At 60.5% G+C, this 23,505-nt stretch carries 14 protein-coding genes; 6 read left to right on the top strand and 8 right to left on the bottom strand.

Features of this window, described 5'->3' with window-relative positions; all coding sequences use genetic code 11:
• Positions 1 to 5: 5 nt before the first annotated feature.
• Positions 6 to 1,703, top strand: a complete 1,698-nt coding sequence (gene nagE, locus BFP92_RS16925; protein WP_065930380.1) for an N-acetylglucosamine-specific PTS transporter subunit IIBC — start codon at positions 6 to 8, stop codon at positions 1,701 to 1,703.
• 237 nt (positions 1,704 to 1,940) lie between these two features.
• Here the strand turns inward: nagE and BFP92_RS16920 are convergent, their stop codons facing one another.
• Positions 1,941 to 2,252, bottom strand: a complete 312-nt coding sequence (locus BFP92_RS16920; protein ID WP_065930379.1) for a YqfO family protein — start codon at positions 2,250 to 2,252, stop codon at positions 1,941 to 1,943.
• Between the two features lie 4 nt (positions 2,253 to 2,256).
• A complete protein-coding gene (gene purL, locus BFP92_RS16915; RefSeq protein WP_065930378.1) occupies positions 2,257 to 6,153 on the bottom strand; it encodes a phosphoribosylformylglycinamidine synthase in 3,897 nt (1,298 codons plus the stop codon).
• 287 nt (positions 6,154 to 6,440) lie between these two features.
• Between purL and mltF the strand changes: the two genes are divergently transcribed.
• Positions 6,441 to 7,901 (top strand): membrane-bound lytic murein transglycosylase MltF, encoded by a 1,461-nt coding sequence (gene mltF / locus BFP92_RS16910; RefSeq protein ID WP_058422684.1) that lies wholly within the window; start codon positions 6,441 to 6,443, stop codon positions 7,899 to 7,901.
• Between the two features lie 138 nt (positions 7,902 to 8,039).
• On the opposite strand, the gene BFP92_RS16905 is transcribed toward mltF, so the two are convergent.
• The 5 genes from BFP92_RS16905 to treP all read right to left on the bottom strand — a co-directional run bounded on the left by BFP92_RS16905 (position 8,040) and on the right by treP (position 15,558).
• A complete protein-coding gene (locus BFP92_RS16905; RefSeq protein ID WP_065930377.1) occupies positions 8,040 to 8,318 on the bottom strand; it encodes a PTS sugar transporter subunit IIB in 279 nt (92 codons plus the stop codon).
• Positions 8,319 to 8,320: 2 nt separating this feature from the next.
• Positions 8,321 to 10,852, bottom strand: a complete 2,532-nt coding sequence (gene ptsP / locus BFP92_RS16900; protein WP_065930376.1) for a phosphoenolpyruvate--protein phosphotransferase — start codon at positions 10,850 to 10,852, stop codon at positions 8,321 to 8,323.
• Between the two features lie 200 nt (positions 10,853 to 11,052).
• On the bottom strand, positions 11,053 to 12,273 hold the full coding sequence (locus BFP92_RS16895) for a maltoporin (RefSeq protein ID WP_065930375.1): 1,221 nt from the start codon (positions 12,271 to 12,273) through the stop codon (positions 11,053 to 11,055).
• A gap of 74 nt (positions 12,274 to 12,347) precedes the next feature.
• Positions 12,348 to 13,994 (bottom strand): alpha,alpha-phosphotrehalase, encoded by a 1,647-nt coding sequence (gene treC / locus BFP92_RS16890; RefSeq protein ID WP_065930374.1) that lies wholly within the window; start codon positions 13,992 to 13,994, stop codon positions 12,348 to 12,350.
• A 121-nt stretch (positions 13,995 to 14,115) separates the two neighbouring features.
• A complete protein-coding gene (gene treP, locus BFP92_RS16885; protein WP_065930373.1) occupies positions 14,116 to 15,558 on the bottom strand; it encodes a PTS system trehalose-specific EIIBC component in 1,443 nt (480 codons plus the stop codon).
• A 251-nt stretch (positions 15,559 to 15,809) separates the two neighbouring features.
• On the opposite strand from treP, the gene treR reads away from it, so the two are divergent.
• Both treR and BFP92_RS16875 read left to right on the top strand, forming a co-directional pair.
• Positions 15,810 to 16,514, top strand: coding sequence for a trehalose operon repressor (treR, locus tag BFP92_RS16880; protein ID WP_065930372.1), 705 nt, complete (start codon positions 15,810 to 15,812; stop codon positions 16,512 to 16,514).
• Between the two features lie 78 nt (positions 16,515 to 16,592).
• Positions 16,593 to 20,045, top strand: coding sequence for a membrane-targeted effector domain-containing toxin (locus BFP92_RS16875; protein WP_083221756.1), 3,453 nt, complete (start codon positions 16,593 to 16,595; stop codon positions 20,043 to 20,045).
• A gap of 461 nt (positions 20,046 to 20,506) precedes the next feature.
• Here BFP92_RS16875 and BFP92_RS31750 read toward each other — a convergent pair whose 3' ends face one another.
• Complete coding sequence (locus tag BFP92_RS31750) at positions 20,507 to 20,650, bottom strand: hypothetical protein (protein ID WP_158235218.1); 144 nt, start codon at positions 20,648 to 20,650, stop codon at positions 20,507 to 20,509.
• Between the two features lie 510 nt (positions 20,651 to 21,160).
• Between BFP92_RS31750 and BFP92_RS16870 the strand changes: the two genes are divergently transcribed.
• A complete protein-coding gene (locus BFP92_RS16870; RefSeq protein ID WP_065930370.1) occupies positions 21,161 to 22,942 on the top strand; it encodes a ShlB/FhaC/HecB family hemolysin secretion/activation protein in 1,782 nt (593 codons plus the stop codon).
• Positions 22,943 to 22,953: 11 nt separating this feature from the next.
• Complete coding sequence (locus BFP92_RS16865) at positions 22,954 to 23,472, top strand: toxin-activating lysine-acyltransferase (RefSeq protein ID WP_065930369.1); 519 nt, start codon at positions 22,954 to 22,956, stop codon at positions 23,470 to 23,472.
• Positions 23,473 to 23,505 lie beyond the last annotated feature (33 nt).

Raw genomic sequence — 23,505 nt, 5'->3', positions numbered from 1 at the left:
ACGCCATGTACCAACATTTCATCGAAGGCCTGCAACGCCTCGGCCGTGCGCTGATGCTGCCGATCGCGATTCTGCCGATCGCCGGCCTCTTGCTGCGCCTGGGCGACACCGACCTTTTGAACATCGCGGTGATGCACGATGCCGGGCAAGCAATTTTCGCCAACCTGGCGCTGATCTTCGCCATCGGTATTGCCGTGGGTTTTGCCCGTGACAATAACGGCACGGCGGGTTTGGCCGGGGCGATTGGTTACCTGGTGATGATTTCCACGCTCAAGGTGATGGACACCACCATCAACATGGGCATGCTCGCCGGTATTGCCAGCGGCTTGATGGCCGGTGGGCTGTATAACCGCTTCAAGGACATCAAGCTGCCGGAGTACCTGGCCTTCTTTGGTGGGCGACGGTTTGTGCCGATTGTCACCGGCTTTTCGGCGGTCGCGCTGGGCGTGATCTTCGGCCTGATCTGGCCGCCGATCCAGCACGGCATCAATAGCTTCGGCGTGCTGCTGATGGAAAGCGGCAGCTTTGGCGCATTCGTGTTTGGCGTGTTCAACCGCCTGCTGATCGTCACCGGCCTGCACCATATCCTCAACAACATGGCGTGGTTTGTGTTCGGCAGCTTTACCGACCCAACCACCGGTGCCATCGTCACCGGCGACCTGACCCGTTATTTCGCCGGCGACCCGAAAGGCGGCCAGTTCATGACCGGCATGTTCCCGGTCATGCTGTTCGGCCTGCCCGCTGCGTGTTTGGCGATGTACCGCAATGCACTGCCGGAACGGCGCAAGGTCATGGGCGGGATTTTTCTGTCGATGGCGCTGACCTCGTTTTTGACCGGCGTGACCGAGCCGATCGAGTTCGCGTTCATGTTCCTTGCGCCGTTTTTGTACCTGATCCACGCGGTGCTCACCGGCCTGTCGATGGCCGTGACCAATATGCTCAATATCCACCTGGGCTTTACCTTCTCCGGTGGCTTTATCGACATGGTGCTCGGTTGGGGCAAGTCCACTAACGGCTGGCTGGTGTTCCCGGTGGGGTTGGCTTATGCGGTGATCTACTACAGCGTGTTCAATTACTGCATTCGCAAGTTCAACCTGAAAACACCGGGGCGTGAAGACATCCAGGTGGTGCAGGCTGAGGTGATGACCGATAACCAGCGCGCCAGTGCCTACATTCGTGCGTTGGGTGGTGCGACGAACTTGCTGAGCGTGGGTGCGTGCACTACACGTCTGCGGCTGGACATGGTTGATCGCAACAAAGCGGTGGATGCGGAGCTGAAAGCACTGGGCGCGATGGCCGTGGTGCGGCCGGGTAACGGCGGGAGTTTGCAGGTGGTGGTTGGGCCGATGGCCGACAGCATTGCCGATGAGATTCGCCTGGCGATGCCATCGTTTGTTGCCAGTGCGCCAGTGGCCGCCCAGCCTGTGGATAAACCGGTTGCGGTGAATATACAGGAAGCCGAGAAGTGGCTGAGTGCCTTGGGTGGCCGCGCGAATGTGCGCCAGCTGGAAGCGGTGGCGATGACCCGGTTGCGGGTGGAACTGGGGGACGATTCAGTGCTGTCTGAAGCGAACCTGACTGCACTGGGTTGCCAGGGTCTGAGCCAGCTGGACAGCGGGGTTTGGCATTTGTTGATTGGTGACAAGGCCACTGGATTGGGCGAGGCACTGGAGCGGCTGGTTACCCGACCAATCAACGCCTGAACGATCGTTCCCACGCTCTGCGTGGGAATGCCGCCCCGGACACTCCGCGTCCACGCCGTCGCGCATGACTCAAGCCCTGCACAAGGGTGACGCGGAGCGTCACAGGATGCATTCCCACGCGGAGCGTGGGAACGATCAATGTGGGAGCGGGCTTGCTCGCGAATAGGCCGTTACAAACAACAAAAAACCCGCTGACCAAACTGGCCCAGCGGGTTTCTTGTTTAAGCAACCAACGAATCAAAAATCCGCCAACTGCCACACTTCATAAGCCGGTGTTTCGTACGGATGGCTCAGTTTCAAAGCAGCCACAACAGCCACAATCAACTCATCGGCCACCACCAACTCAACCTTCCACTCTTCAACCACTTCAACCTGGCCCACCTGCCCGAGAAACGGCTGGCTGCCGTCCAACGCGCGGAATTGGCCCTGGCCCAGCACTTGCCAGGCGCAGCTGTCGTAGTTGCCGATGCGCCCGCCGCCGGCGGCGAAGACGGCGGTTTTCACCGTCTCCACATGGCTGGCAGGTACAAAGAAGGCAAGTTTGTACACCGCCTTAGTTCACCCACACACGGGCGTTGCGGAACATGCGCATCCAGGCGCCGTCTTCGTTCCACTCTTCAGGGCGCCACGAGTTTTGCACGGCGCGGAATACCCGCTCCGGGTGCGGCATCATGATGGTCACGCGGCCGTCGCGGCTGGTAAGGCCGGTGATCCCGCGCGGCGAGCCGTTCGGGTTGGCCGGGTAGCTTTCGGTGACTTTGCCGTGGTTGTCGACGAAACGCATGGCCACGCAACCGGACAGGTCAGCTTCGAGCAAGGCTTCTTCGCTGGAGAATTCCGCGTGGCCTTCACCGTGGGCGATGGCGATTGGCATGCGCGAACCGGCCATGCCTTGCAGGAAGATCGAGTTGGACTCTTGCACCTGCACCATGGCAACACGGGCTTCGAACTGTTCGGAACGGTTGCGCACAAAGTGCGGCCAGAACTCGCTGCCCGGGATCAGTTCGCTGAGGTTGGACATCATCTGGCAACCGTTGCACACACCCAGGGTGAAGCTGTCGTTGCGCTCGAAGAAGCCCTGGAACGCATCGCGGGCACGGCTGTTGAACAAGGCCGATTTGGCCCAGCCTTCACCGGCACCCAGCACGTCGCCGTAGGAGAAACCGCCGCAGGCCACCAGGCCTTTGAACTCATTGAGGTCAACGCGACCGGCGAGGATGTCGCTCATGTGCACGTCGATCGCATTAAAGCCGGCGCGGTCGAACGCGGCCGCCATTTCCACCTGGCCATTGACGCCCTGCTCACGCAGTACGGCAACTTGTGGGCGAATGCCTTTTTTGATGTAAGGCGCGGCGATGTCCTGGTTGACGTCGAAGCTGAGCTTGGTGCTCAGGCCCGGGTTGTCTTCTTCCAGGATCACGTCGAATTCCTGCTCGGCGCAGTCGGCGTTATCACGCAGGCGTTGGATCTGGTAGCTGGTCTCGGCCCACTGGCGTTGCAGCAAGCGGCGCTGGCCGGCAAACACGGTATCGCCATTGAAGGAGATATTGATTTCACCGTTGTTGATCGGCTGGCCGATTACGGCTACGCAGTCGTCCAGGCCGGCGGCGCTGAATTGTGCGAGCACGTCCGGGGTGGCGTCCTGGCGAACCTGGATCACCGCGCCCAACTCTTCGTTGAACAGGATGCCGTTGATTTCGGCGGCATCCTCGGCAACGCTGTCGAGCACGATGTTCAGGCCGCAGTGACCGGCAAACGCCATTTCGACAACGCTGGTCAGCAAACCGCCGTCGGAACGGTCGTGATAAGCCAGCAGGTGGCCGTCGGCGTTCAAGCCCTGGATCACGGCGAAGAAGGCTTTGAGGTCTTCGGCGTCATCCACGTCCGGCGCGTGCTTGCCGAGTTTGCCGTGGGTTTGCGCGAGGATCGACGCGCCCATGCGGTTCTGGCCACGGCCCAGGTCGATCAGGATCAGATCGGTGGTGCCCTTGTCCATGCGCAGTTGCGGGGTCAGGGTTTGGCGGATGTCGGTGACCGGTGCAAAACCGGTAACGATCAGCGACAGCGGCGAGGTGACGCTCTTGTCGGTGCCGTCTTCGTTCCAACGGGTGGCCATGGACATGGAGTCCTTACCCACCGGAATGGTGATGCCCAGCTCCGGGCACAGCTCCATGCCGACAGCCTTGACGGTGTCGTACAGGCGCGCATCTTCACCCGGGTGACCGGCAGCGGACATCCAGTTGGCCGACAGTTTGATGTCGGACAGCTTGCCGATGCGCGAAGCGGCGATGTTGGTGAGGGTTTCACCAATGGCCATGCGGCCCGACGCCGGGGCGTCCAGCAGGGCCAGCGGCGTACGCTCGCCCATGGCCATGGCTTCACCGGTGTACACATCGAAGCTGGTGGCGGTGACGGCAACGTCGGCCACCGGAACCTGCCATGGGCCAACCATTTGGTCACGGGCAACCAGGCCGGTGATGGTGCGGTCGCCAATGGTGATCAGGAAGCTTTTGCTCGCCACGGCCGGGTGGTGCAGCACGCGTTCGATGCTGTCGGCCAGGTCCAGCGTGCTTGGGTCGAAGTCATCGCCCAGCTCGGTTTCACGCACCGCCGAACGGTGCATGCGCGGGGCTTTGCCCAGCAGCACTTCCAGTGGCATGTCGACCGGGCTGTTGCCGAAGTGGCTGTCGGTGACCGTCAGCTGTGGTTCGGCAGTGGCTTCGCCGACCACGGCAAACGGGCAACGCTCACGTTCGCAGATGGCCTGGAAGCGCGCGAAGTCTTCAGGGCCAACGGCCAGTACGTAGCGTTCCTGGGATTCGTTACTCCAGATTTCGTGCGGGGCCATGCCCGGCTCGTCGTTTGGAATGTTGCGCAGTTCAAAACGGCCACCACGGTCGCCATCGTTGACCAGCTCGGGGAAGGCGTTGGACAAACCACCGGCGCCGACGTCGTGGATGAAGCTGATCGGGTTCTTGTCACCCAACTGCCAGCAACGGTCGATGACTTCCTGGCAGCGGCGTTCCATTTCCGGGTTTTCGCGCTGTACGGAAGCAAAATCCAGGTCTGCCGAGCTGGTGCCGGTGGCCATGGAGGAAGCTGCGCCGCCGCCCAGGCCGATCAACATCGCCGGGCCGCCGAGGACGATCAGCTTGGAGCCGACCAGAATCTCGCCTTTCTTGACGTGCTCTTCGCGGATGTTGCCCATGCCGCCGGCCAACATGATTGGCTTGTGGTAGCCGCGCACTTCATCGCCACGCGGGGTGGTGATGGATTGTTCAAATGTACGGAAGTAGCCGGTGAGTGCCGGGCGCCCGAATTCGTTGTTGAACGCGGCGCCGCCCAGCGGGCCTTCGATCATGATGTCGAGTGCGGTAACGATGCGCTCAGGCTTGCCGTACGGCACTTCCCACGGTTGTTCAAACCCTGGGATCTGCAGGTTGGACACAGTGAAACCGGTGAGGCCGGCCTTGGGCTTGGCACCACGGCCGGTGGCGCCTTCGTCACGGATTTCGCCGCCGGAACCTGTGGCTGCGCCCGGGAACGGGGCAATCGCGGTCGGGTGGTTGTGGGTCTCAACCTTCATGAGGATGTGCACCGGCTCCTGCACCGCGCCGTACTGGCGGGTTTCAGGGTCCGGGAAGAAACGCCCGGCAACGGAGCCGACGATGACCGAGGCGTTGTCCTTATAAGCCGACAGAACGCCTTCGCTGTGCATCACGTAGGTGTTCTTGATCATGCCGAACAGGCTTTTTTCCTGGCTTTCGCCGTCGATGTCCCAACTGGCGTTGAAGATCTTGTGACGGCAATGCTCGGAGTTGGCCTGGGCAAACATCATCAGTTCGATGTCGTGCGGGTTGCGCTTCAAGCCATTGAAGGCGTCGACCAGGTAGTCGATCTCGTCTTCGGCCAGCGCCAGGCCCAGTTCGGTGTTGGCCTTCTCGAGGGCGGCGCGGCCACCGCCGAGCACGTCAATCGCGGTGAGCGGCTTGGGCTCGGCGTGGCTGAACAGGCCGGCAGCCTGTTCCAGCTGGCTGACGATGATCTGGGTCATGCGGTCGTGCAGGCTGCTGGCGATCAGCTCGGCTTCGGCGTCGCTGAACTGGCCAGCCACGTAGAAGGCGATGCCACGCTCAAGGCGCTGGATGCTCGACAGGCCGCAGTTACGGGCGATGTCGCTGGCCTTGCTCGACCAGGGCGAGATGGTGCCGAACCGCGGCAGAACCAGGAACAAGCGGCCGGTGGGCTCTTGAACGGGAACGCTGGGGCCGTACTTCAGAAGGCGTGCGAGCACTTGCTGTTCGTCGGCGGTCAAGACGCCGGTAACGTCGGCGAAGTGAGCAAATTCAGCATACAAGCCTGTAACCGCTGGAACCTTTTGGCTCAGTTGCTCAAGGAGTTTGCTGTGGCGAAAGGCAGAAAGGGCAGGAGCGCCGCGCAGGATCAACATCTTCGGGACAGCCTCGGGAAGGGGGTGTGCTTTGAGGCCGTGCATTCTAGCGTAAACCTGCGCCAACGGCACCCGAAACGGCACGGCTGGCCGCTGCCGAACGTCAGTTGGCAGGGATTGCACGCTTTCGGGGCGAAATCCTGGGGTTGGCGCGCAGTTATTTTAACCGTCACAAACCCTCGCCAACCCACGTTTCTGCGGGCTGCAGCCCGGTTTTGCGGGTGCTAGCAGACAAGTCCGCTGCTGTCGAGATATGGCGCCGAGGGTCGTTTGCGTATACTGCGCAGATGTTCTCCCCTACTGCTTTACGCCCGCGATGCGCCAAATGGCTGATCGCAACCGGACTCTTCCTGATGCTCAGCGCCTGTGTTGATAAGCCCAGCACGCTCGAGCGAATCAAGGAGGATGGCGTATTGCGGGTGATTACCCGGAACAGCCCCGCCACGTATTTCCAGGACCGCAACGGTGAAACCGGTTTCGAGTACGAGCTGGTCAAGCGCTTTGCCGATGACCTGGGTGTAAAGCTGGAGATCGAGACCGCCGATAACCTCGATGACCTGTTCGGCCAGCTGGGCAAACCCAACGGCCCGGTTCTGGCGGCCGCAGGTCTAGTCAGCAGCGAGCAGCGCGCCCAGCAGGTGCGTTTCTCCCATCCATACCTGGAAGTCACGCCGCAGATCATCTACCGCAACGGCCAGTCGCGCCCGACCGGCCCGGCAGACCTGGTGGGCAAGAAGATCATGGTGCTCAAGGGCAGCACCCACGCCGAGCAGTTGGCGGCGCTTAAAAAGCAGAACCCTGCGATTGAATACGAAGAGTCAGACGCCGTTGAGGTCGTGGACCTGCTGCGCATGGTGGACGAGGGCCAGATCGACCTGACCCTGGTGGACTCCAACGAAGTGGCCATGAACCAGGTGTATTTCCCCAACGTGCGCGTGGCCTTCGACCTCGGCAATGCCAGCAACCAGAGCTGGGCCGTGGCGCCGGGGGAAGACAACAGCCTGCTCAACGAGATCAACAGCTACCTGGACAAGGTCGAGAAAAACGGCACGTTGCAGCGGCTTAAAGACCGCTACTACGGGCACGTCGATGTACTCGGCTATGTGGGCGCCTACACCTTCGCCCAGCATTTGCAGCAACGCCTGCCCAAGTACGAGAAACACTTTCGCACCTACGCCAAGGAAGAAAAGGTCGACTGGCGCCTATTGGCGGCCATCGGCTATCAGGAATCGCTGTGGCAACCGGCCGTCACCTCCAAGACCGGCGTGCGCGGCCTGATGATGTTGACCCAGAACACGGCCCAGGCAATGGGTGTGTCCAACCGCCTGGATGCCAAGCAAAGCATCATGGGCGGCGCCAAGTACCTGGCCAAGATCAAGGATGAGCTGGACGACAGCATTGCCGAGCCGGACCGCACCTGGTTCGCCCTCGCCGCCTATAACGTCGGCACCGGCCACCTGGAAGATGCGCGCACGCTGGCCAAGAAAGACGGCCTGAACCCGAACAAGTGGCTGGACGTGAAGAAGATGCTGCCGCGCCTGTCGCAGAAGCAGTGGTACAGCAAGACCCGCTACGGTTATGCGCGCGGTGGTGAGCCGGTGCATTTTGTCGCGAACATCCGCCGGTATTACGACATTCTCACCTGGGTGACCCAGCCGCAGCTGGAAGGCAACCAGGTGGTCGAAGGCAATCTGCATGTGCCGGGTATCGACAAGACCAAGCCGCCGGAAGATAACCCGCAGTTGTAAACCCAGTCTCCCAAACACCCTAAGACTCATGTGGGAGCGGGCTTGCTCGCGAAGGCGGTGTATCAGCAACAGATATATAGCCTGACACGCCGCCTTCGCGAGCGAGCCCGCTCCCACATTTTTGATCTGCGCCTGGCTTCAGAGGCCAGTGAGCAAATGCACCACGCCGCCGCCCAACACCATCACCCCTGCAACACCTGCCGCCTTCAGCGCCTGCGCATCCAGCCGCCCCGCATCCTGCAACTGCACCCGCACCCGCGTCAGTGCCACGCGCTGTTGCGACTTGAGGTTATCCACACCGCCCAATGCGTTCAGCACCTCGGTCGACAACAGGCCCTGCGCCGGCGGCACCACCGCTTCGGCAATCAGATCCGGGGTCAGGGCCTTCCAGAACGCCCTTTGCAATTTCTCGAACATGCTCAGTGCTCCACGACAGGTGAGGTTTCAACGGTGGCCGCGTGGTACAGGCGCAGGGCCTCGCGGACTTGGGCGGCTTCTTCGAGGCCGAGCACCTGGCGGGCGATGATCTGGCAGTCGGCCAGGTCCAGCTCGCGCACGGTGGCCTTGATGGTCGGGATCAACGGCACGCTGACCGACAGCTCATCCACGCCCAGCCCGATCAACACCGGCACCGCCAGTGCTTCAGACGCCAACGCGCCGCACACGCCGACCCACTTGCCATGGGCGTGGGCGGCCTTGACCGTGGTGGCAATCAGGCGCAGCACCGACGGGTGAAAGCTGTCGGCCTGGCTGGCCAGACGCGGGTGGTCGCGGTCCATGGCCAGGGTGTATTGGGTAAGGTCATTGGTGCCGATGGAGAAGAAATCCACATGCGGCGCAAACACATCCGCCATCAGCGCCGCAGACGGTACTTCGATCATGATGCCCAGCTTCGGCAGCTCGGTAAGGCCCAGCGCCGTGGCTTCCTCTTCAAGGATCTTGCGCGCCAGGTGCAGCTCCGACAGCAGGCTGACCATCGGCAGCATGATATGCAGCCGTGCGAAGCCGGCACTCGCCAGGATCGCGCGGAACTGCTCACGCAGCAATTGAGGGCGCTCAAGGCACAGGCGAATACCGCGCAAGCCGAGGAACGGGTTGGTCTCGCGCTCCATCGGCACATAGGCCAAGGGTTTGTCGCCGCCCACATCCAGGGTACGCACCACCAGATTGCGCTGGGTGCCCAGGGCTCGGGCGATGGCGCTGTAGGTGCCGGCCTGTTCCTCGGGGCTGGGCGCGCGGTTGCGGTCCAGGTAGAGGAACTCCGAGCGCAGCAGGCCGACGCCTTCACCGCCCAGGGCCAGGGCTTGTTCCACCTCCTGCAACGAGGCGACGTTGGCGGTGACCTCGACGTGATGACCATCGCGTGTGATGCCGGGCAAGGCGGCCTGCTCCACTTCACGCTCACGTCGCAGTATGTGTTGCTTGCGCGTAGCCGCCAGTTGTTCGACAGCGGCCAGGTCAGGCTCCAGGTGCAGCTCGCCTTTGTCGGCATCGAGCAGCACCTGCTTGCCGTTGGCCAGCGCCAGTGCCTGTGCCGGAACGCCGCACAACGACGGCAAACCAAGGGCACGCGCCAGGATCGCCACATGGCTGGTAGCGCCGCCGCCGACGGTGACGAACCCCAACACTTTGCCCGTATCGAGGCCGGCGGTTTGCGAGGGGGTCAGTTGCTCGGCAATCACGATCGCACGATCCGGCAATTCCCAGGCGCTGTCCTCAATACCAAGGATCAACTTCAGCACACGCTGGCCAACATCGGCCAAATCCGCTGCGCGCTCAGCCAGCAACGCACTGCCCAGGCCGAGAAACAGCTTGGCGGTCGCGGCCGTGGCGCTGTTCCAGGCAAAGGCGGCGCTCTTGCCTTCGGTGAGCAGGCGATGGGCCTGCTCCAACAGGGTCGGGTCTTCAAGCAGTTCCTGATGGGCACGGAAGATCTCCGCCTGGGCGCTGCCAACCGCTTTGTCTTGCAACACTTGCAGCGCTTCGGTGGCTGCCAGTAAGGCGCGGGTCAGTGCGGCGTGTTCAACCGATTCACCCGCGCCTTTTTCCTCGATGTGCAGCTCAGGCTCCGCCACTTGAAACACCCGGCCAAACGCGGAGCCGGGCGAGGCACATACGCCGCGCAACAAGGTCGCCGATGACTCGGGCGGCTGTGTTTCAACCGGCGCAACAGACTCCTCGACCGTCTCGCCGCAACCTTGCGCCAGCAGGGTTACCAACGCCTTGATGGCGGCGTCGGCGTCCTCTCCCGCCGCACTCACTTGCAAGGTATCGCCCTGCACGGTTTGCAGCGCCATGATCGCCACCAATGACTTGGCGTTGGCGCTCTGGGTTTGCTTGTGCAGGTAAATGCTGGCGTTGAAACCTTTGGCCGTTTGCGCCAGTACGGCGGCCGGGCGTGCGTGCAAACCGTTGGCATTGGGCAACGTCAGCGGTTTGGAGAACAGTGCGTCGCCCGCCTCCTCGCCCGTGGTTCCAGAGGCCTCACCGGGTGAGACGTGCAACAGCGGCTGGCCCACGCCCACCGCGCCACTGCCCTGCATCAGCCACACAAAGGGCTCGCCGCTGACCACCAGCATCAAGGTCAGCAAACTGCGCGCATTAAGCGCCACGTAGTCGGCGTCGAACTCGATCAGGGGCTGCCCGACCTCGACCCGCTGGCCTTCCTCGACCAGGCGGGTGAAGCCCTTGCCGGCCAGGTGCACCGTGTCCAGGCCGATATGCATCAGCACCTGTACGCCATTGTCGCCGGTGACGCTGACCGCATGCCCGGTGTCCTGGATATTACTGATCACCCCGGCCAATGGCGCGCACAGGGTCTGGGAGGTGGGATCGATGCACAGGCCGTCGCCGATCATGCGGCTGGCAAACACCGGGTCAGGCACCTGGTCCAGGGCCAGCAGTACCCCGGACAAGGGCGCCAGCAGTTCCAGGGGTTGAGTTGTGGTCATGACTTCACCTGCTGTTTTGTTCTGTAAAAATCATAGGGCGAATGCAGAACCCAAAGCTGACGACGATCCAATGTGGCAGCGGCGGTGCGACGATTCGACTTGCTCGCGAAAGCGCTGTATCAGGCAGCACATGTATTGAATGACCCACCGTATTCGCGAGCAAGCCCGCTCCCACATTTGGTTCGTGTACACCCAAAGGTTTACTTCCACCAGTATTCGACTTGCACACCCACGTTCGAGCCATGCCGCGCCGTGCCGTAGGCGCCGGTGTCGGACAACGCCGAGCCCGCCGCCAGTTCATTCGCCGCACGCTTGGCCGCTTCGTTCCAGCTTGCATAGGTGTAGTACAACCGCACTTCCGGCCGTGCCCAGAAATCCGGGCCGTTGGGCGACCAGGTCGGGGCGAAGGTGAATTTGCTCAGCTTGCGCGTGCCGCCGGCAGCCTCGACTTGATCATGCCCAAGCTCGGTGACCAGTTTGAACTGTTCGCTGATGGCGTAGGCCGGGCGCACGCCGATGGACATCCAGGTCTGGTCCTGGCTGCCGGGGCGAATATCCTTCTGATACACCGCCTCGACCTGCCCGCCGAAACGCGGCGTTACCTGCCAGTCGAAAAACTCCACGGCGCGGTAGCTTTTGCTGCTCTTGTCCAAGGCGGTATCGCCGGTATAGCCCAAGCCCGTGCCGGGGCCTTCGCCGTACTGCAAGGCGAATTTGTTCTTGCCGCCGAGAAACGCTTTTTGCACATGCTGCGCAGTGATCGCCCAACCGCTGTTGGCCTCACGCCCACCGGCTTTTTCTATATAGCTCAAGCCAAATTCCAGCTCACCGCCGGGGTTGGTCTTGAAGCCCGCCACGTTGAAGTCGTGACGGGTGGCGTATTCCTTCTGGTACAGGTTGTCCTTGCGCGACAGGGCGTAGCTGTATTTGAGGTCGCCGATTTTGACGTCCTCGACACCGCCGCCCGTGGCGCTCTGGTTCCAGTAGTAGAAGTCGGAGATATGGATGTCGTTACGCTTGTAGTAACGGCGCCCCGCCCACACCGAGCCGCCATTAAGGCTGGGCAGGTTGGACCACTGCGCATACATCTGCGGCATGCGCGCCGAGCCGTTGTCTTCTCCCTGAAACTTCAGGGCTCGGTCGTATTTGTTGTACAACGAGGCCATGGCATCGACGCTCAGCACCGAGCCGTCGTCGAGGGTCAGCAGGTCCTGGCGCAATTCGAATTCGGCGTACTGCTCGCATTCGTTGCCCAGACGGTATTTGGATTGCGCCCCCGGCAGTTGGAAACATTGCTGTTTGCCACTGCCCGTTGAAGTCCCCGCGCCGCTGCGCAAATAGCCGGCAAACTCCAGGGCTTGAACGGCAAAAGGTGCAGTAAGGCATGACGTAATGAGGCCCAGCTTTATTGTTGTTTTCATGAAGCACTCCGGTATTTTTATTATGTTTTTGGGTGAAGCGCCCCCGCACTCCCATACGGGGGTTGCAGCGGGTCTCAGTCCTTGAGGTGCAACACAAACGATTCATACGGGCGCAACAGCACCGTGCTCGCACGCACAGGGCAGTCGGGGTAGTTGCTGATCAGCAGGCGTTGCTCGCTGGCCGCGCTGATGACGCCTTCGGGCAGTTGGATTTCGCAGGGCTTGCCATAAAAGTTGTTCAGCACCAGCAAGCGCTCGCCCTGGCCTTCGCGCAGGTAAGCCCAGACTTGCAGGTGGTCCTGCAGCAACTGGCGATAAACTCCGTTCTGGATCAGCGGTTCGTTGCGGCGCATGGCGATGAGTGCGCGGTAGTGATGCAGCACCGAATCGGGGTCATCCAACTGGCTTTCGACGTTGATCTGCGCCGCGTTGGCCGGGATGCCGATCCACGGTTCGCCACGGGTGAAACCGGCATTGGCCTGGGTGTTCCACTGCATCGGCGTGCGGCTGTTGTCGCGTGACTTCTGCATGATCGCCGCCATGCTCGACGCCTCGGACTCACCGGCATCACGCTTGAGGCGAAAGATGTTCAGGGTCTCGACATCACGGTACTGCTCAATCTTGTCGAAACCCGGGTTGGTCATGCCCAGCTCTTCGCCCTGGTACACATACGGCGTGCCCTGGAGGAAGTGCAGCGCGGTAGCAAGCATCTTGGCCGAGACCACACGGTACTCGCCGTCGTTGCCAAAACGCGAGACCACCCGCGGCTGGTCGTGGTTACACCAGAACAGTGCGTTCCAGCCGCCACCGGCCTGCATGCCCAGTTGCCAGTCAGAGAAAATCCGCTTGAGTTGCAGGAAGTCGAAGTCGGCCTTCACCCACTTTTGCAGGTTCGGGTAATCGACTTTCAGGTGATGAAAATTGAAGGTCATCGACAGCTCTTTGGACGCCGGATTCGAATAACGAATGCAGTGCTCAAGGCTGGTGGATGACATCTCGCCGACATTGATCAGGTCGTGCCCTTCGAAGACTTCGCGGTGCATTTGCTGCAGGTATTCATGCACGTTCGGACCGTCGGTGTAGAAGCGCCGGCCATCGCTGTGGTCTTCGGGGAAATCGGCGGGTTTGGAGATCAGGTTGATCACGTCCAGGCGGAAGCCGCCCACGCCCTTGTCACGCCAGAAGCGCATCAACTTGAACACCTCGGCGCGCACCTTGGGGTTGTCCCAATTGAGGTCAGCCTGGGTGTGGTCGAACAGGTGCAGGAAGTACTGGCCGGTTTGCGCTTCATACTCCCAGGCCGAGCCGCCGAACTTGGATTCCCAGTTGTTCGGCTGGTCGCGCCAGATATAGAAGTCACGGTACGGGTTGTCGAGGCTGCTGCGCGCCTGCTGGAACCACTCATGCTCGATGGAGGTGTGGTTGACCACGATGTCGAGCATCAGCTTGATGCCACGCTTGGCCGCTTCGCTGATCAGCAGGTCGCAGTCGGCCATGGTCCCGTAGCTGGGGTCGATGGCGTAGTAGTCGCTGATGTCATAGCCGTTGTCGCGTTGCGGCGAGCGCAGGAACGGGGTGATCCACAGGCAATCCACACCCAGCCACTTGAGGTAGTCGAGTTTGTCCACGATGCCCAGCAGGTCACCGGTGGCGTTACCCGCGTGGCTGTGGAAGCTTTTGGGGTAGATCTGGTAGATCACCGAGTGTTGCCAGGCTTGCATGGTGGGTTCCTTCAATTGAGTTGTGGGCTGGCTTTGAGGGCCTCATCACGGGCAAGCCCGGCTCCCACAGTTGCAATGCATTCCAACCTGTGGGAGCTGGCTTGTCCGCGAAAGCGGTCGATCAGGCGACCCGATATCCCGGCCGAACGATCTTCATGCTCAACGCACAGGTCAGAACAAACGGCACGACCATGGCGATGACCATCCCGATCACAAAACTGGGGATGAACTGCGGAATGATCGAGATAAACCCAGGCAAGCCACCCACGCCGATGGCCGAGGCCGTCACCTTGTTCAGCGACAGGAAAATGCTGCCCAGCGCCGAGCCGAGCAGCGCGGCATAGAACGGAAACTTGAAGCGCAGGTTCACGCCGAACATCGCCGGTTCCGTGATGCCGAAGTAAGCGGAAATCGCCGAGGTCGAGGCCATGCTTTTGTCCCGCGCGTTGCGGGTCATGTAGAACACGCCCAGTGCGGCGCTGCCCTGGGCCAGGTTGGACATCACGATCATCGGCCAGATAAAGGTGCCGCCCTGGGTGGAGATAAGTTGCAGGTCTACGGCGAGGAACATGTGGTGCATGCCGGTGATCACCAGCGGCGCGTACAACAGGCCGAAAATCGCCCCACCGACCATCGGCGCCAGGTCAAACAGGGTGACCACGCCTTCGGTGATGAGGATGCCGAGGTGACGGGTCACCGGGCCAATGATTGCCAGCGCCAGCACGCCGGTGACCACGATGGTGGTGATCGGCACCACGAGCAGTTGGATGGCATTAGGCACGCGAGCCCGCAGCCATTTCTCGATCACGCTCATCACATAGGCCGCCATCAGGATCGGCAGGATCTGCCCCTGATAACCCACCTTCTCAATCTTGAACCAACCGAAAATATCGAAGTACGGCAGGCTCTGGCCATCGAGCCCGGCCACGGCCTTGCCGTAGTTCCAGGCGTTGAGCAGGTCCGGGTGCACCAGCATCAGGCCGAGCACGATGCCGAGGATTTCACTGCCGCCAAAACGCTTGGCCGCCGACCAGCCCACCAGCGCCGGCAGGAACACGAATGAGGTATTGGCCATCAGGTTGATCAGGCTCCACAGGCCATCCAGGTTCGGATACGCCTCCAGCAGCGTCTGGCCCTCGATGAACATGCCCTTGGCGCCCATCAGGTTGTTCACGCCCATCAACAGGCCGGCGATGATCAGCGCGGGCAGGATCGGCATGAACACGTCGGAAAATACCCGCACCAGACGCTGCATGGCGTTGGTCTTGTCGGCGCCCTTCTGCTTGACGTCGGCAATGGTCGAAGCCGCAAGCCCCGTCTGCTCACGCAGGGCGGCATAGACCTTTTCCACTTCGCCGGGGCCGATCACCACCTGGAACAGGCCACCGGTGAAGAACGAGCCCTTGACCAGATCGACCTGGTTCAACGCGCTGCCGTTGACCAGGCTCGGGTCCTTGAGCGCCAGGCGCAGGCGCGTCACGCAATGGGCGGCTTGCTCAACGTTGTCGCTGCCCCCGAGGTTCTCGAGAATCTCGCGGGCAATATTGGAATAGTCGTGGCTCATGCTTGGTTTCCACTTTGGTTTTTTTATTTGAGGGCAGTCATTGGCAGCACGCCGTGGCCAAAAGTACTCGTATGTACGAGTTAAATCAACAACTCGTCTGTACGAGTTACATTAAGTTTAATTTTCCGAATTGGAAGTCAGACATTTCCCTGATTCCACGCAGGTCCAATGGACAAAGCCCACCTCTGCCACTAAGGTTCCTGCCTTGAACGCGCCGTTCACCTTCATCAAGCCGGCACAGAGCCATCCCCATGAGCAAATACAACCAGATCTATACGGATCTGCTTGCCAGCATCACCACTGAACGCCTGCAACGCGGTACGCGCCTTCCCTCTGAAACCGAACTGATGGACGCCTACCAGGCCAGCCGTGGCACGGTGCGCCGCGCCATCGAGCAGTTGCAGGAGCGTGGGTTTGCGCAAAAAATCCACGGCAAGGGCACCTTTGTGTTGTCGCCCAACCCCATCGAGTTCCAACTGGGCGGCATCGTCAGCTTCCACGAAACCCACGCTGACCTGGGCGATGACGTACGCACCGAGGTGGTCGAATTCAGCCAGTTCCCGCTCGAAGGCACGCTGCTGCAACACATCGAAGCCGCCCCCGGCACCTTGATTACCCGCATCAAACGGGTACGGCGCATTGGCGGCAAACGGGTGATCCTGGACATCAACCACTTTGTGGCTGACCTGATTCCAGGCCTGGACCGCGACATCGCCGAGCAGTCGATCTATGCGTTTATCGAACAGACGCTGGAGCTGCAGATCAGCTACGCACAACGCACCATCGAAGCCCTGCCGCGCAGCAAGGACGACCAGGCGCATCTGGATCTGGATGGGCAAAGCCATGTGATTGTGGTGAGCAACCAGACGTTTTTGCAGGATGGAAGGCAGTTCGAGTACACCGAGTCGCGGCATACGCTGGATAAGTTTTACTTTTCGGATATTGCCCGGCGGTGACGGCTGATCTAACTATGTAGCACCTGACACCCTTGCAACTTTGGGACCCTCGCCGTTCTTTATCGACGGATGAGTCCCATGAGTACCGCTAACTCCCTGCCCAACGCTGCCGACAAGGCGGCCCTCAAGGCCTTGGCCACCCAAGTGGTGCAGGCATGCCCCAGCCTGCACGACAGCGCCCATGAAACCGCCTGCGGCATCCTGAAAAAGCACGGCGTGACAGACCTGGATCCGGACGATGTTTACTACCATCGATTCAAGTCCGCCCAGAGCAGCACCAAGACCTTTACCGGCTGGGAGCACATTCTGGAAAAACCCTACGAATCGACCACCCTGACACAGTTGGTGATTCGGCGCTTTCGCGCCACCGACGTCGACAATGCCGACTTGCTCGACCTCTATGGAGGCTTTTACACCCAAGGCCCGGTGTATGGCGATTTTAACGAAACCAACGAAGTGCACCTGCATGGCAATGAGGTGCTGAAAGACTTCTGGAACCTGCAATTCGACAGCCTGTATACCCATACACTGGATGATTTCTGGCACACCCATGCCGACGACTTTCGCGTCCTGGCCAAGTGCAACTTCCTCAGCAAGGCCATCCAGGCTCTCGACGTTAAGCAACTGACGGCCGACGACTTCCAGACCTGCATCAGCGCAGTCGCCTCCAATGTAACGTGGCCGATTACCCGCCAGATGCTGCAGACCGAAGAGACGCCCACCCAAGGCCTGCAGGTCTATGCCCTGGACGTGGACGGCCATGTGGCGTTCAACCTGCTGCGCATCGTCGACCCGAAGGGCCGACAGATTCTCTATACCCCCGGTGACACCCCAGCGTTCCAAGTACTCGAAACCCCGGCAGACATGCACTGGTGGGTTCTGGGCAAACTGAACAATGAGCAAAGCCGCAGTGCCTTCCTCTGTCACTTTCCGCTGTCTGACCGCCAGGCCATGCAGGACAACCTCACCGACTTGATGAATCGCCTGGTCGGCACCTGGGGCCAGTCCGACCATCATCTGATCAATCGCAAAAACCAGGCGATCACCGCCGATGCCTTCACCTGGCTGAGGGATCGTACCCGCTGGTCAATGTACGACGAGGCGCAGCAACTGCTGACCACTCAGACGCAGCTGCAAAAGAAACTCTGGATAGGCTACCTGAGTGCCGGTTTGAAAGTGTTCGGCCCAATGGCGGCAATCGGCTGGGTGGTGGCATTGCCGGTATTGGGTGCCAGCATTGCGCTCACGGGGCTGAATATCGATCAGGCCGTCAATGGCCGCACTCGCGCAGAGCGCAAGGCCGGCGTGACGGCGGCCGTGCTTAACGGCATCGCCATGCTGTTCAACGTGGTGGCCCTGACCGGGCCTGGCCCGATCACCGAAGTGGGCGCAGAGGTCGATGCCACAGAGGCGGCCGAAATGGCCACGTATAAAGAGGCGTTGCAACCTGATCCTGTCGACGCGCCGAGCGTGGCAGCGACGAGCGGAGAAACAGCTCCGTTGCCAGGCCCCGTGGAACCCGCTGCGCCAGAACCTCAAATACCCACAGCCTGGAAACGCCAGCAAGGCTTGGAAGGGGCTACGCCGATGAGTGAAGGAGGACGCTATCGCAATATCTACAGCGTCAAATCCAACCCTTCGACCGTGATCAAATTCAAGGATGCCGTCTATTACGTGCGCTACGAAGCCGACGTCAATGGCGATGGAAGCTGGGCGATCATTGATCCGCAAAACCCTCACGCTTTTTACGGCTCACGCCCCGTACGACTGAACGCCGCAGGTGAGTGGGAACTCGCCCCGCGCCCCTCCGACACCGTCAGGGGAGGCACCCCTGTCGACACGATCACGGCAAGCGAGGACTCAGCCGTGGCCAAAGAAACCATGCCAACCGCCTATGGATCACCCACCTACAGGCACTCACACTCCAGCCTGAGCACACCCTACGACCTCAACAACCTCAAAAACTACGAGGTTGAGATCGCAATGGGCGGCAGGGATGATCGCTTCAAGCGCATCCCCAAGCCTGACGGCGGCTTTACTGAGTTCTATATGTCAGATTACTCAATCAACCCGGCGCGCACTGGAATACTCACCGCGGCGCGTAACTTTTTTTCCCGGCCTTTTTTCATCCATACCTTGCCTGAACGTCCTGCTCTTCCCACGCTCACGCCAGAAATGTCCTCCGTCGAGCTGATCGAAAAGGTCTTCAAAACCACGTCAGGCCTGGTGGTCGCTGAAAGCCCCGGCCGCGTCGCCAGCTTGTACCTCCTGATCAAGGACATGCCCGCCCTGGCGCGACAAGGGGTCAAGACGCTGTATCTGAACCGGCTGTTCAACGACCTGCATCAACTGGACCTCGATACGTTTGCCAACACCGGGGAGCTGTCCGACAACCTGCAAGTCTATCTGCGTGAGATGGACGGTCAGTTGCCTGTACGCTTCAACACCCAGACGCTGCTCACCGCTGCCAGGGATTACGGGATACGCGTCCAGGCCACTGGCTGCCTGGCCAACTACAAGTCCTTCCCTGTCGTGGTGGATGAGCAAATGGCCAAGAACTTTTTGACCAGCGAAATCATCCGCCTGGACCAACTTAAAAACGGCGTCGGCAAATGGGTGGCGCTGACTGAAGCACAAAATACCAACACATTCCGGGGGGTAGCCGGTATCAGTGAAATAAACGGTGGTATCAGCCTGCGCACCGTTGAGGAACTCAATGCCGCCAGCCCCGCGATCAAAATGCGCCTGGGTCCCAAAGTGGTAAATAACGCCGGGGCTATACCTCCACGGCATCCGAAGCCGGGCGTTCTGGACACGGACTTCGCCCTGCAGGTGCCAGTGACGGAAGTGGCGCTGCCACACCGTTACGCATTCAATGCGCAGGAGATTGAGCGTGTACTCAAAACTCCCGGCGATTATCTTCTGGAGCAAACCCAGTCGGTACTGACACTGATCCACCGCAACCGGCTCAACGCGTTGGTGCGCAGTACCCTCCAGAGTACCGCCGACAATGGTTACTTTATTGATGCGACCCAGTTTCCCCGGCTCAAGGGCACCGTCTACGGCTCGTTGACCGAACTGCTCCAGGCCCTGGACAACCAGGGCATGAAGCTCAAGGGGATGCCGTTGATCAAACTGCAGGTTCCGGCGGCGGAGGTGGGCACCAACGCTTTAGCGGCGTCCACCGAACTCTCGGTTTCAGGAACGAGCATGGCTGCAACGGGCAATTCCCAGGCGATGCTGCCGGCGACCAACGCCCCTGAAATCCCGGCAGCGTGGGAAGCCAATGAGATTCTGGAAAGCCAGACCCCTCTCAACAGTCCTGGAAAATATCAAGGCATCTACCGTCTGAAATCCGACCCCTCAGAGGCGATACTGCACGATGGCAAGCCGTACTACGTGCGCTATGAAACCTATCGCAACGGCACCAGCGGCTGGGCGATCATCAACCCCCACGCGCCCAACGATGCCGCTGACTCAATTGCGGTTCGGCTCAACGCCTATGGGCTGTGGGAAACGTTTTCACGATAGTCATTGACCAGCACCCTGAAACAACAAAGCCCCGGCAATGCCGGGGCTTTGTTTATTTACGATTCCAGGGGCGGGCCAGGAATCATTCCCACTCGAACATAAACCACCATAAAAAGTCTTTACAAATCATATTCTTATTTTAATTTTTCAGCTGATACCACGAGAAATGCCAGTAACGAAAAGCTGTTTTCGCACGCACTGCATGACTCATGTGGTGCGGTCATCGGTCAGGAGCAAAAACTTGCGTTCCATATTTTTCCGTAATTGGAGTTGATTGGTGACCATCTCTACGCCTCCGTCCCATTCAGCCAGGACTTCGGCACCGCATGCGGAGCAGGCCTTAGTCACCTTGGGTGATGATTAAGGCAGATGCAAGTTACCAGCATGGCCATACACGGTGCAGCTATACACGCATAGCACAAGCGGATTTGTGCTGGACGACATGGCTGACTTTTCCCGAATTACTGCGCGGCCAGCCGCACGTCCAGCCCCGACTCGTCATTAAGGTCGAGTTTGCGCAATGCTTCAAGCACTGCCTCGGAATGGTCGCGGGCCTGAACACCTTCAAACCGTTTGCCTTCCTGGTACACCTCCCAACGTTTCATCGTATTGCCTCTTCTTTCCTCTTTCAGTTCAAATAGCCCTTGCTGGAGCGCAAGCCTGACGGCATGTAGGAAAACCTCCTGCAACACCGTCGACAGCGGCGTCAGATCTACCGGGGCATTTCACTGGCGAGACCATAAGACCGTGCGCCGCATCAACAGGGCAAATGCCTCGTGCGCTACGAGGCCCCTAAGATCAGCACAACCCCGCTAAGGAGGCGCGAGCATTCTTGGATATGCTCGATCTAGGTATTAAGATCTAGCAAACTATCTGATTCGCTTGCCTCGGCACTCGCAATACGCGTGAAGATCGTCACATTCCTGAGCGTTGTTATCGTCGCCTTGCCCATCACGGAACTTTCGGACTAAGCCTCCATCAGAGCGTATGACTGAATGTAGGAAATTTCATTTTCTGCTCGTCGAAACCCTTACATTTTTCTATTTTCTTCAGTGCCACTGCCGTTCCAGGCCGTGCACTTATTGCGCCTCTGATTCTGATCACAAGGATGTGAAATGCCCGCGGACTCACGCTGCCCACTGCACAAGCCAGGCCCCTCTCGATATGTCGTGGGGCTGGCCCGCTTGTCGTCGACGAATGCAAGACACCTCGCGCTGACGGCGCTGGCAGTGTGGACACTCTTTACGACCGCCACCGCTCAGGCTGCCGGGCCTGAAGAGGAATTACTGCGTCAGCAGGAGCGTGAGCGCGCGCTGCGTGATCAATTGGAATCGCGGCCCGATGTGCGTCTTCAGGCACCTGCGCTCGACGAAGGCGGCTCTCGTCTTCCTGTAAAAGAAGCGCCCTGCTTCGCCATTAAAGACATCCGCCTGATTGGCGACGCATCCGAGAAGTTTCAATGGGCGCTGAAGGCCGCCAACCCCGAGGAAGACCCCGCCGTGGGGCGTTGCCTGGGTGGCGCGGGCATCAACATGACGATGAAGCGCATGCAGAATGCGATCATCCAGGCGGGATTTGTCACCACCCGCGTGCTTGCCGAAGCGCAGGACCTCAACAGCGGGATTCTGGTGCTGACAATCGTGCCGGGGCGCATCCGCGAAATCCGCTTTGCCGAAGGCACCAGCCGTCGCGCCACCCTGTGGAATGCGATGCCTGCCAACCCCGGCGACCTGCTTAACCTGCGCGATATCGAACAGGCGCTGGAAAACTTCAAGCGCGTGCCCACTGCCGACGCCGACATTCAAATCACCCCCACCCTGGCGGCTGATGCCAAGCCCGGCGAAAGCGATGTGGTGATCAAATGGAGCCAGCAGTTTCCGGCCCGCGTGAGCCTGTCCGTCGACAACTCGGGCAGCAAATCCACAGGCAAGTATCAGGGCAATGTGTCGCTGTCGCTGGACAACCTGCTGTCGCTCAACGACTTGTTCTACGCCAGCTTCAACCACGACCTGGGCGGCGGCGAGTCCGGCCGACACGGCTCCAATGGCAATACGCTCCACTACTCGCTGCCGATGGGTTACTGGCAACTGGCGTTCACCACCAGCGAGTATAACTACGAGCAGTCGGTCGCCGGCGCCACCCAGACGTACCAGTATCGAGGCGAAAGCCGTACCAACGATCTGCGCCTGTCTCGCCTGCTTTACCGCGATGCCGTGCGCAAGACCACGGCGTGGGGTGGCCTGTGGACACGGTCTTCTGAAAACTTCATCGACGACACCGAGATCGGCAACCAGGATCGGCGCATGGCGGGCTGGCAGCTCGGCCTGGATCACCGGGAATTTATCGGCACCTCTATTCTGGACCTTGGCGTCGCCTACCGTCGCGGTACCGGCGCACATGACTCGCTGCCGGCCCCCGAAGAAGCCTCTGGTGCCGGCACATCCCGCTCGCAGATCATCACCGCCGACGCCCAGCTGCAAGTGCCATTCGCCCTCAGCGACCAGCGCCTGCGCTATATCGGCAGTTGGCGGTCGCAATGGAACCGCACACCGTTGGTGCCGCAGGACCGCTTCTCGATTGGCGGACGCTACAGCGTGCGCGGGTTTGACGGCGAAAACATTCTTTCTGCCGATCGCGGCTGGACACTGCGCAACGAAGTCGGCCTGGCGCTGGGGCAAACCGGCCAGGAGCTTTACACCGGTGTCGACTACGGCGAAGTCAGCGGTCAGGCCAGTAAGTTCCTGATTGGTAAAAGACTGGCGGGGGCTGTGGTGGGTGTGCGTGGTGGTTACAAGGGCCTGTCTTATGACTGGTCGGTAGGCACGCCGCTCAAGAAGCCCGATGGCTTCAAGACCGCCAACGTGACCAGCGACTTTACCGTCATCTGGTCGTTCTGAGGGGTAATGCCATGCGTTTTGAAACCCTGGACATCACGGCGCCCGGCCTGATCGACGAACCTTGGAACGAGGCGGCGGTGCTGGGCTCGGTCACTTGGTTGTGGATGCACTCCAGCGCTCACCGTGATGCGCCACTGCACAGCTTACCGACACTTCTGCTGCCGGCGCTCAAGCATCGCCAATTCGTGCTGGGCAGCGAGCACGGCAAGCCGGTGTGCTACCTCTCTTGGCTTAACGTCGATGAGGCAGCGGAACAGCGCTATTTGCAGCAATCACCGATGACATTGAGCGACGCGGACTGGAATTGCGGCGAGCGCCTCTGGCTCAACGACTGGGTCGCACCGTTTGGCCATACAGCCACCTTTACCCGAATCCTCCAGCGCCACCTGTTCGCCAACCGATGCGGTCGCGCGCTGTATCACCGGGGCGACGAGCGAGGCCTGCAAATCAAGACATTCCAGGGCATCGGTGTGATCCCTGAACAGGCCAGAGCCTGGTTTGCAGCTCACCCGGTTGCCACAGCACCGTAACTTCAACTTTTGTATCGCGGGCCGGCTCCGCAA

It is taken from the genome of Pseudomonas sp. 58 R 3, from assembly GCF_900006605.1.
GTDB classification, from domain to species: Bacteria; Pseudomonadota; Gammaproteobacteria; order Pseudomonadales; family Pseudomonadaceae; genus Aquipseudomonas; species Aquipseudomonas salomonii.
The sequence above is the reverse complement of the archived record's forward strand: the minus strand, read 5'-3'. Positions and strand labels throughout refer to the sequence as shown.

Bases quoted from the DNA above. Each gene is read 5' to 3' on its own strand.
- BFP92_RS16895 (WP_065930375.1), bottom strand. From the start codon at position 12,273: ATGAAAACAACAATAAAGCTGGGCCTCATTACGTCATGCCTTACTGCA.
- treR (WP_065930372.1), top strand. From the start codon at position 15,810: ATGAGCAAATACAACCAGATCTATACGGATCTGCTTGCCAGCATCACC.
- BFP92_RS31750 (WP_158235218.1), bottom strand. From the start codon at position 20,650: ATGAAACGTTGGGAGGTGTACCAGGAAGGCAAACGGTTTGAAGGTGTT.
- ptsP (WP_065930376.1), bottom strand. From the start codon at position 10,852: ATGACCACAACTCAACCCCTGGAACTGCTGGCGCCCTTGTCCGGGGTA.
- purL (WP_065930378.1), bottom strand. From the start codon at position 6,153: ATGTTGATCCTGCGCGGCGCTCCTGCCCTTTCTGCCTTTCGCCACAGC.
- treC (WP_065930374.1), bottom strand. From the start codon at position 13,994: ATGCAAGCCTGGCAACACTCGGTGATCTACCAGATCTACCCCAAAAGC.
- BFP92_RS16875 (WP_083221756.1), top strand. From the start codon at position 16,593: ATGAGTACCGCTAACTCCCTGCCCAACGCTGCCGACAAGGCGGCCCTC.
- BFP92_RS16870 (WP_065930370.1), top strand. From the start codon at position 21,161: ATGCCCGCGGACTCACGCTGCCCACTGCACAAGCCAGGCCCCTCTCGA.
- BFP92_RS16865 (WP_065930369.1), top strand. From the start codon at position 22,954: ATGCGTTTTGAAACCCTGGACATCACGGCGCCCGGCCTGATCGACGAA.
- treP (WP_065930373.1), bottom strand. From the start codon at position 15,558: ATGAGCCACGACTATTCCAATATTGCCCGCGAGATTCTCGAGAACCTC.
- nagE (WP_065930380.1), top strand. From the start codon at position 6: ATGTACCAACATTTCATCGAAGGCCTGCAACGCCTCGGCCGTGCGCTG.
- mltF (WP_058422684.1), top strand. From the start codon at position 6,441: ATGTTCTCCCCTACTGCTTTACGCCCGCGATGCGCCAAATGGCTGATC.
- BFP92_RS16905 (WP_065930377.1), bottom strand. From the start codon at position 8,318: ATGTTCGAGAAATTGCAAAGGGCGTTCTGGAAGGCCCTGACCCCGGAT.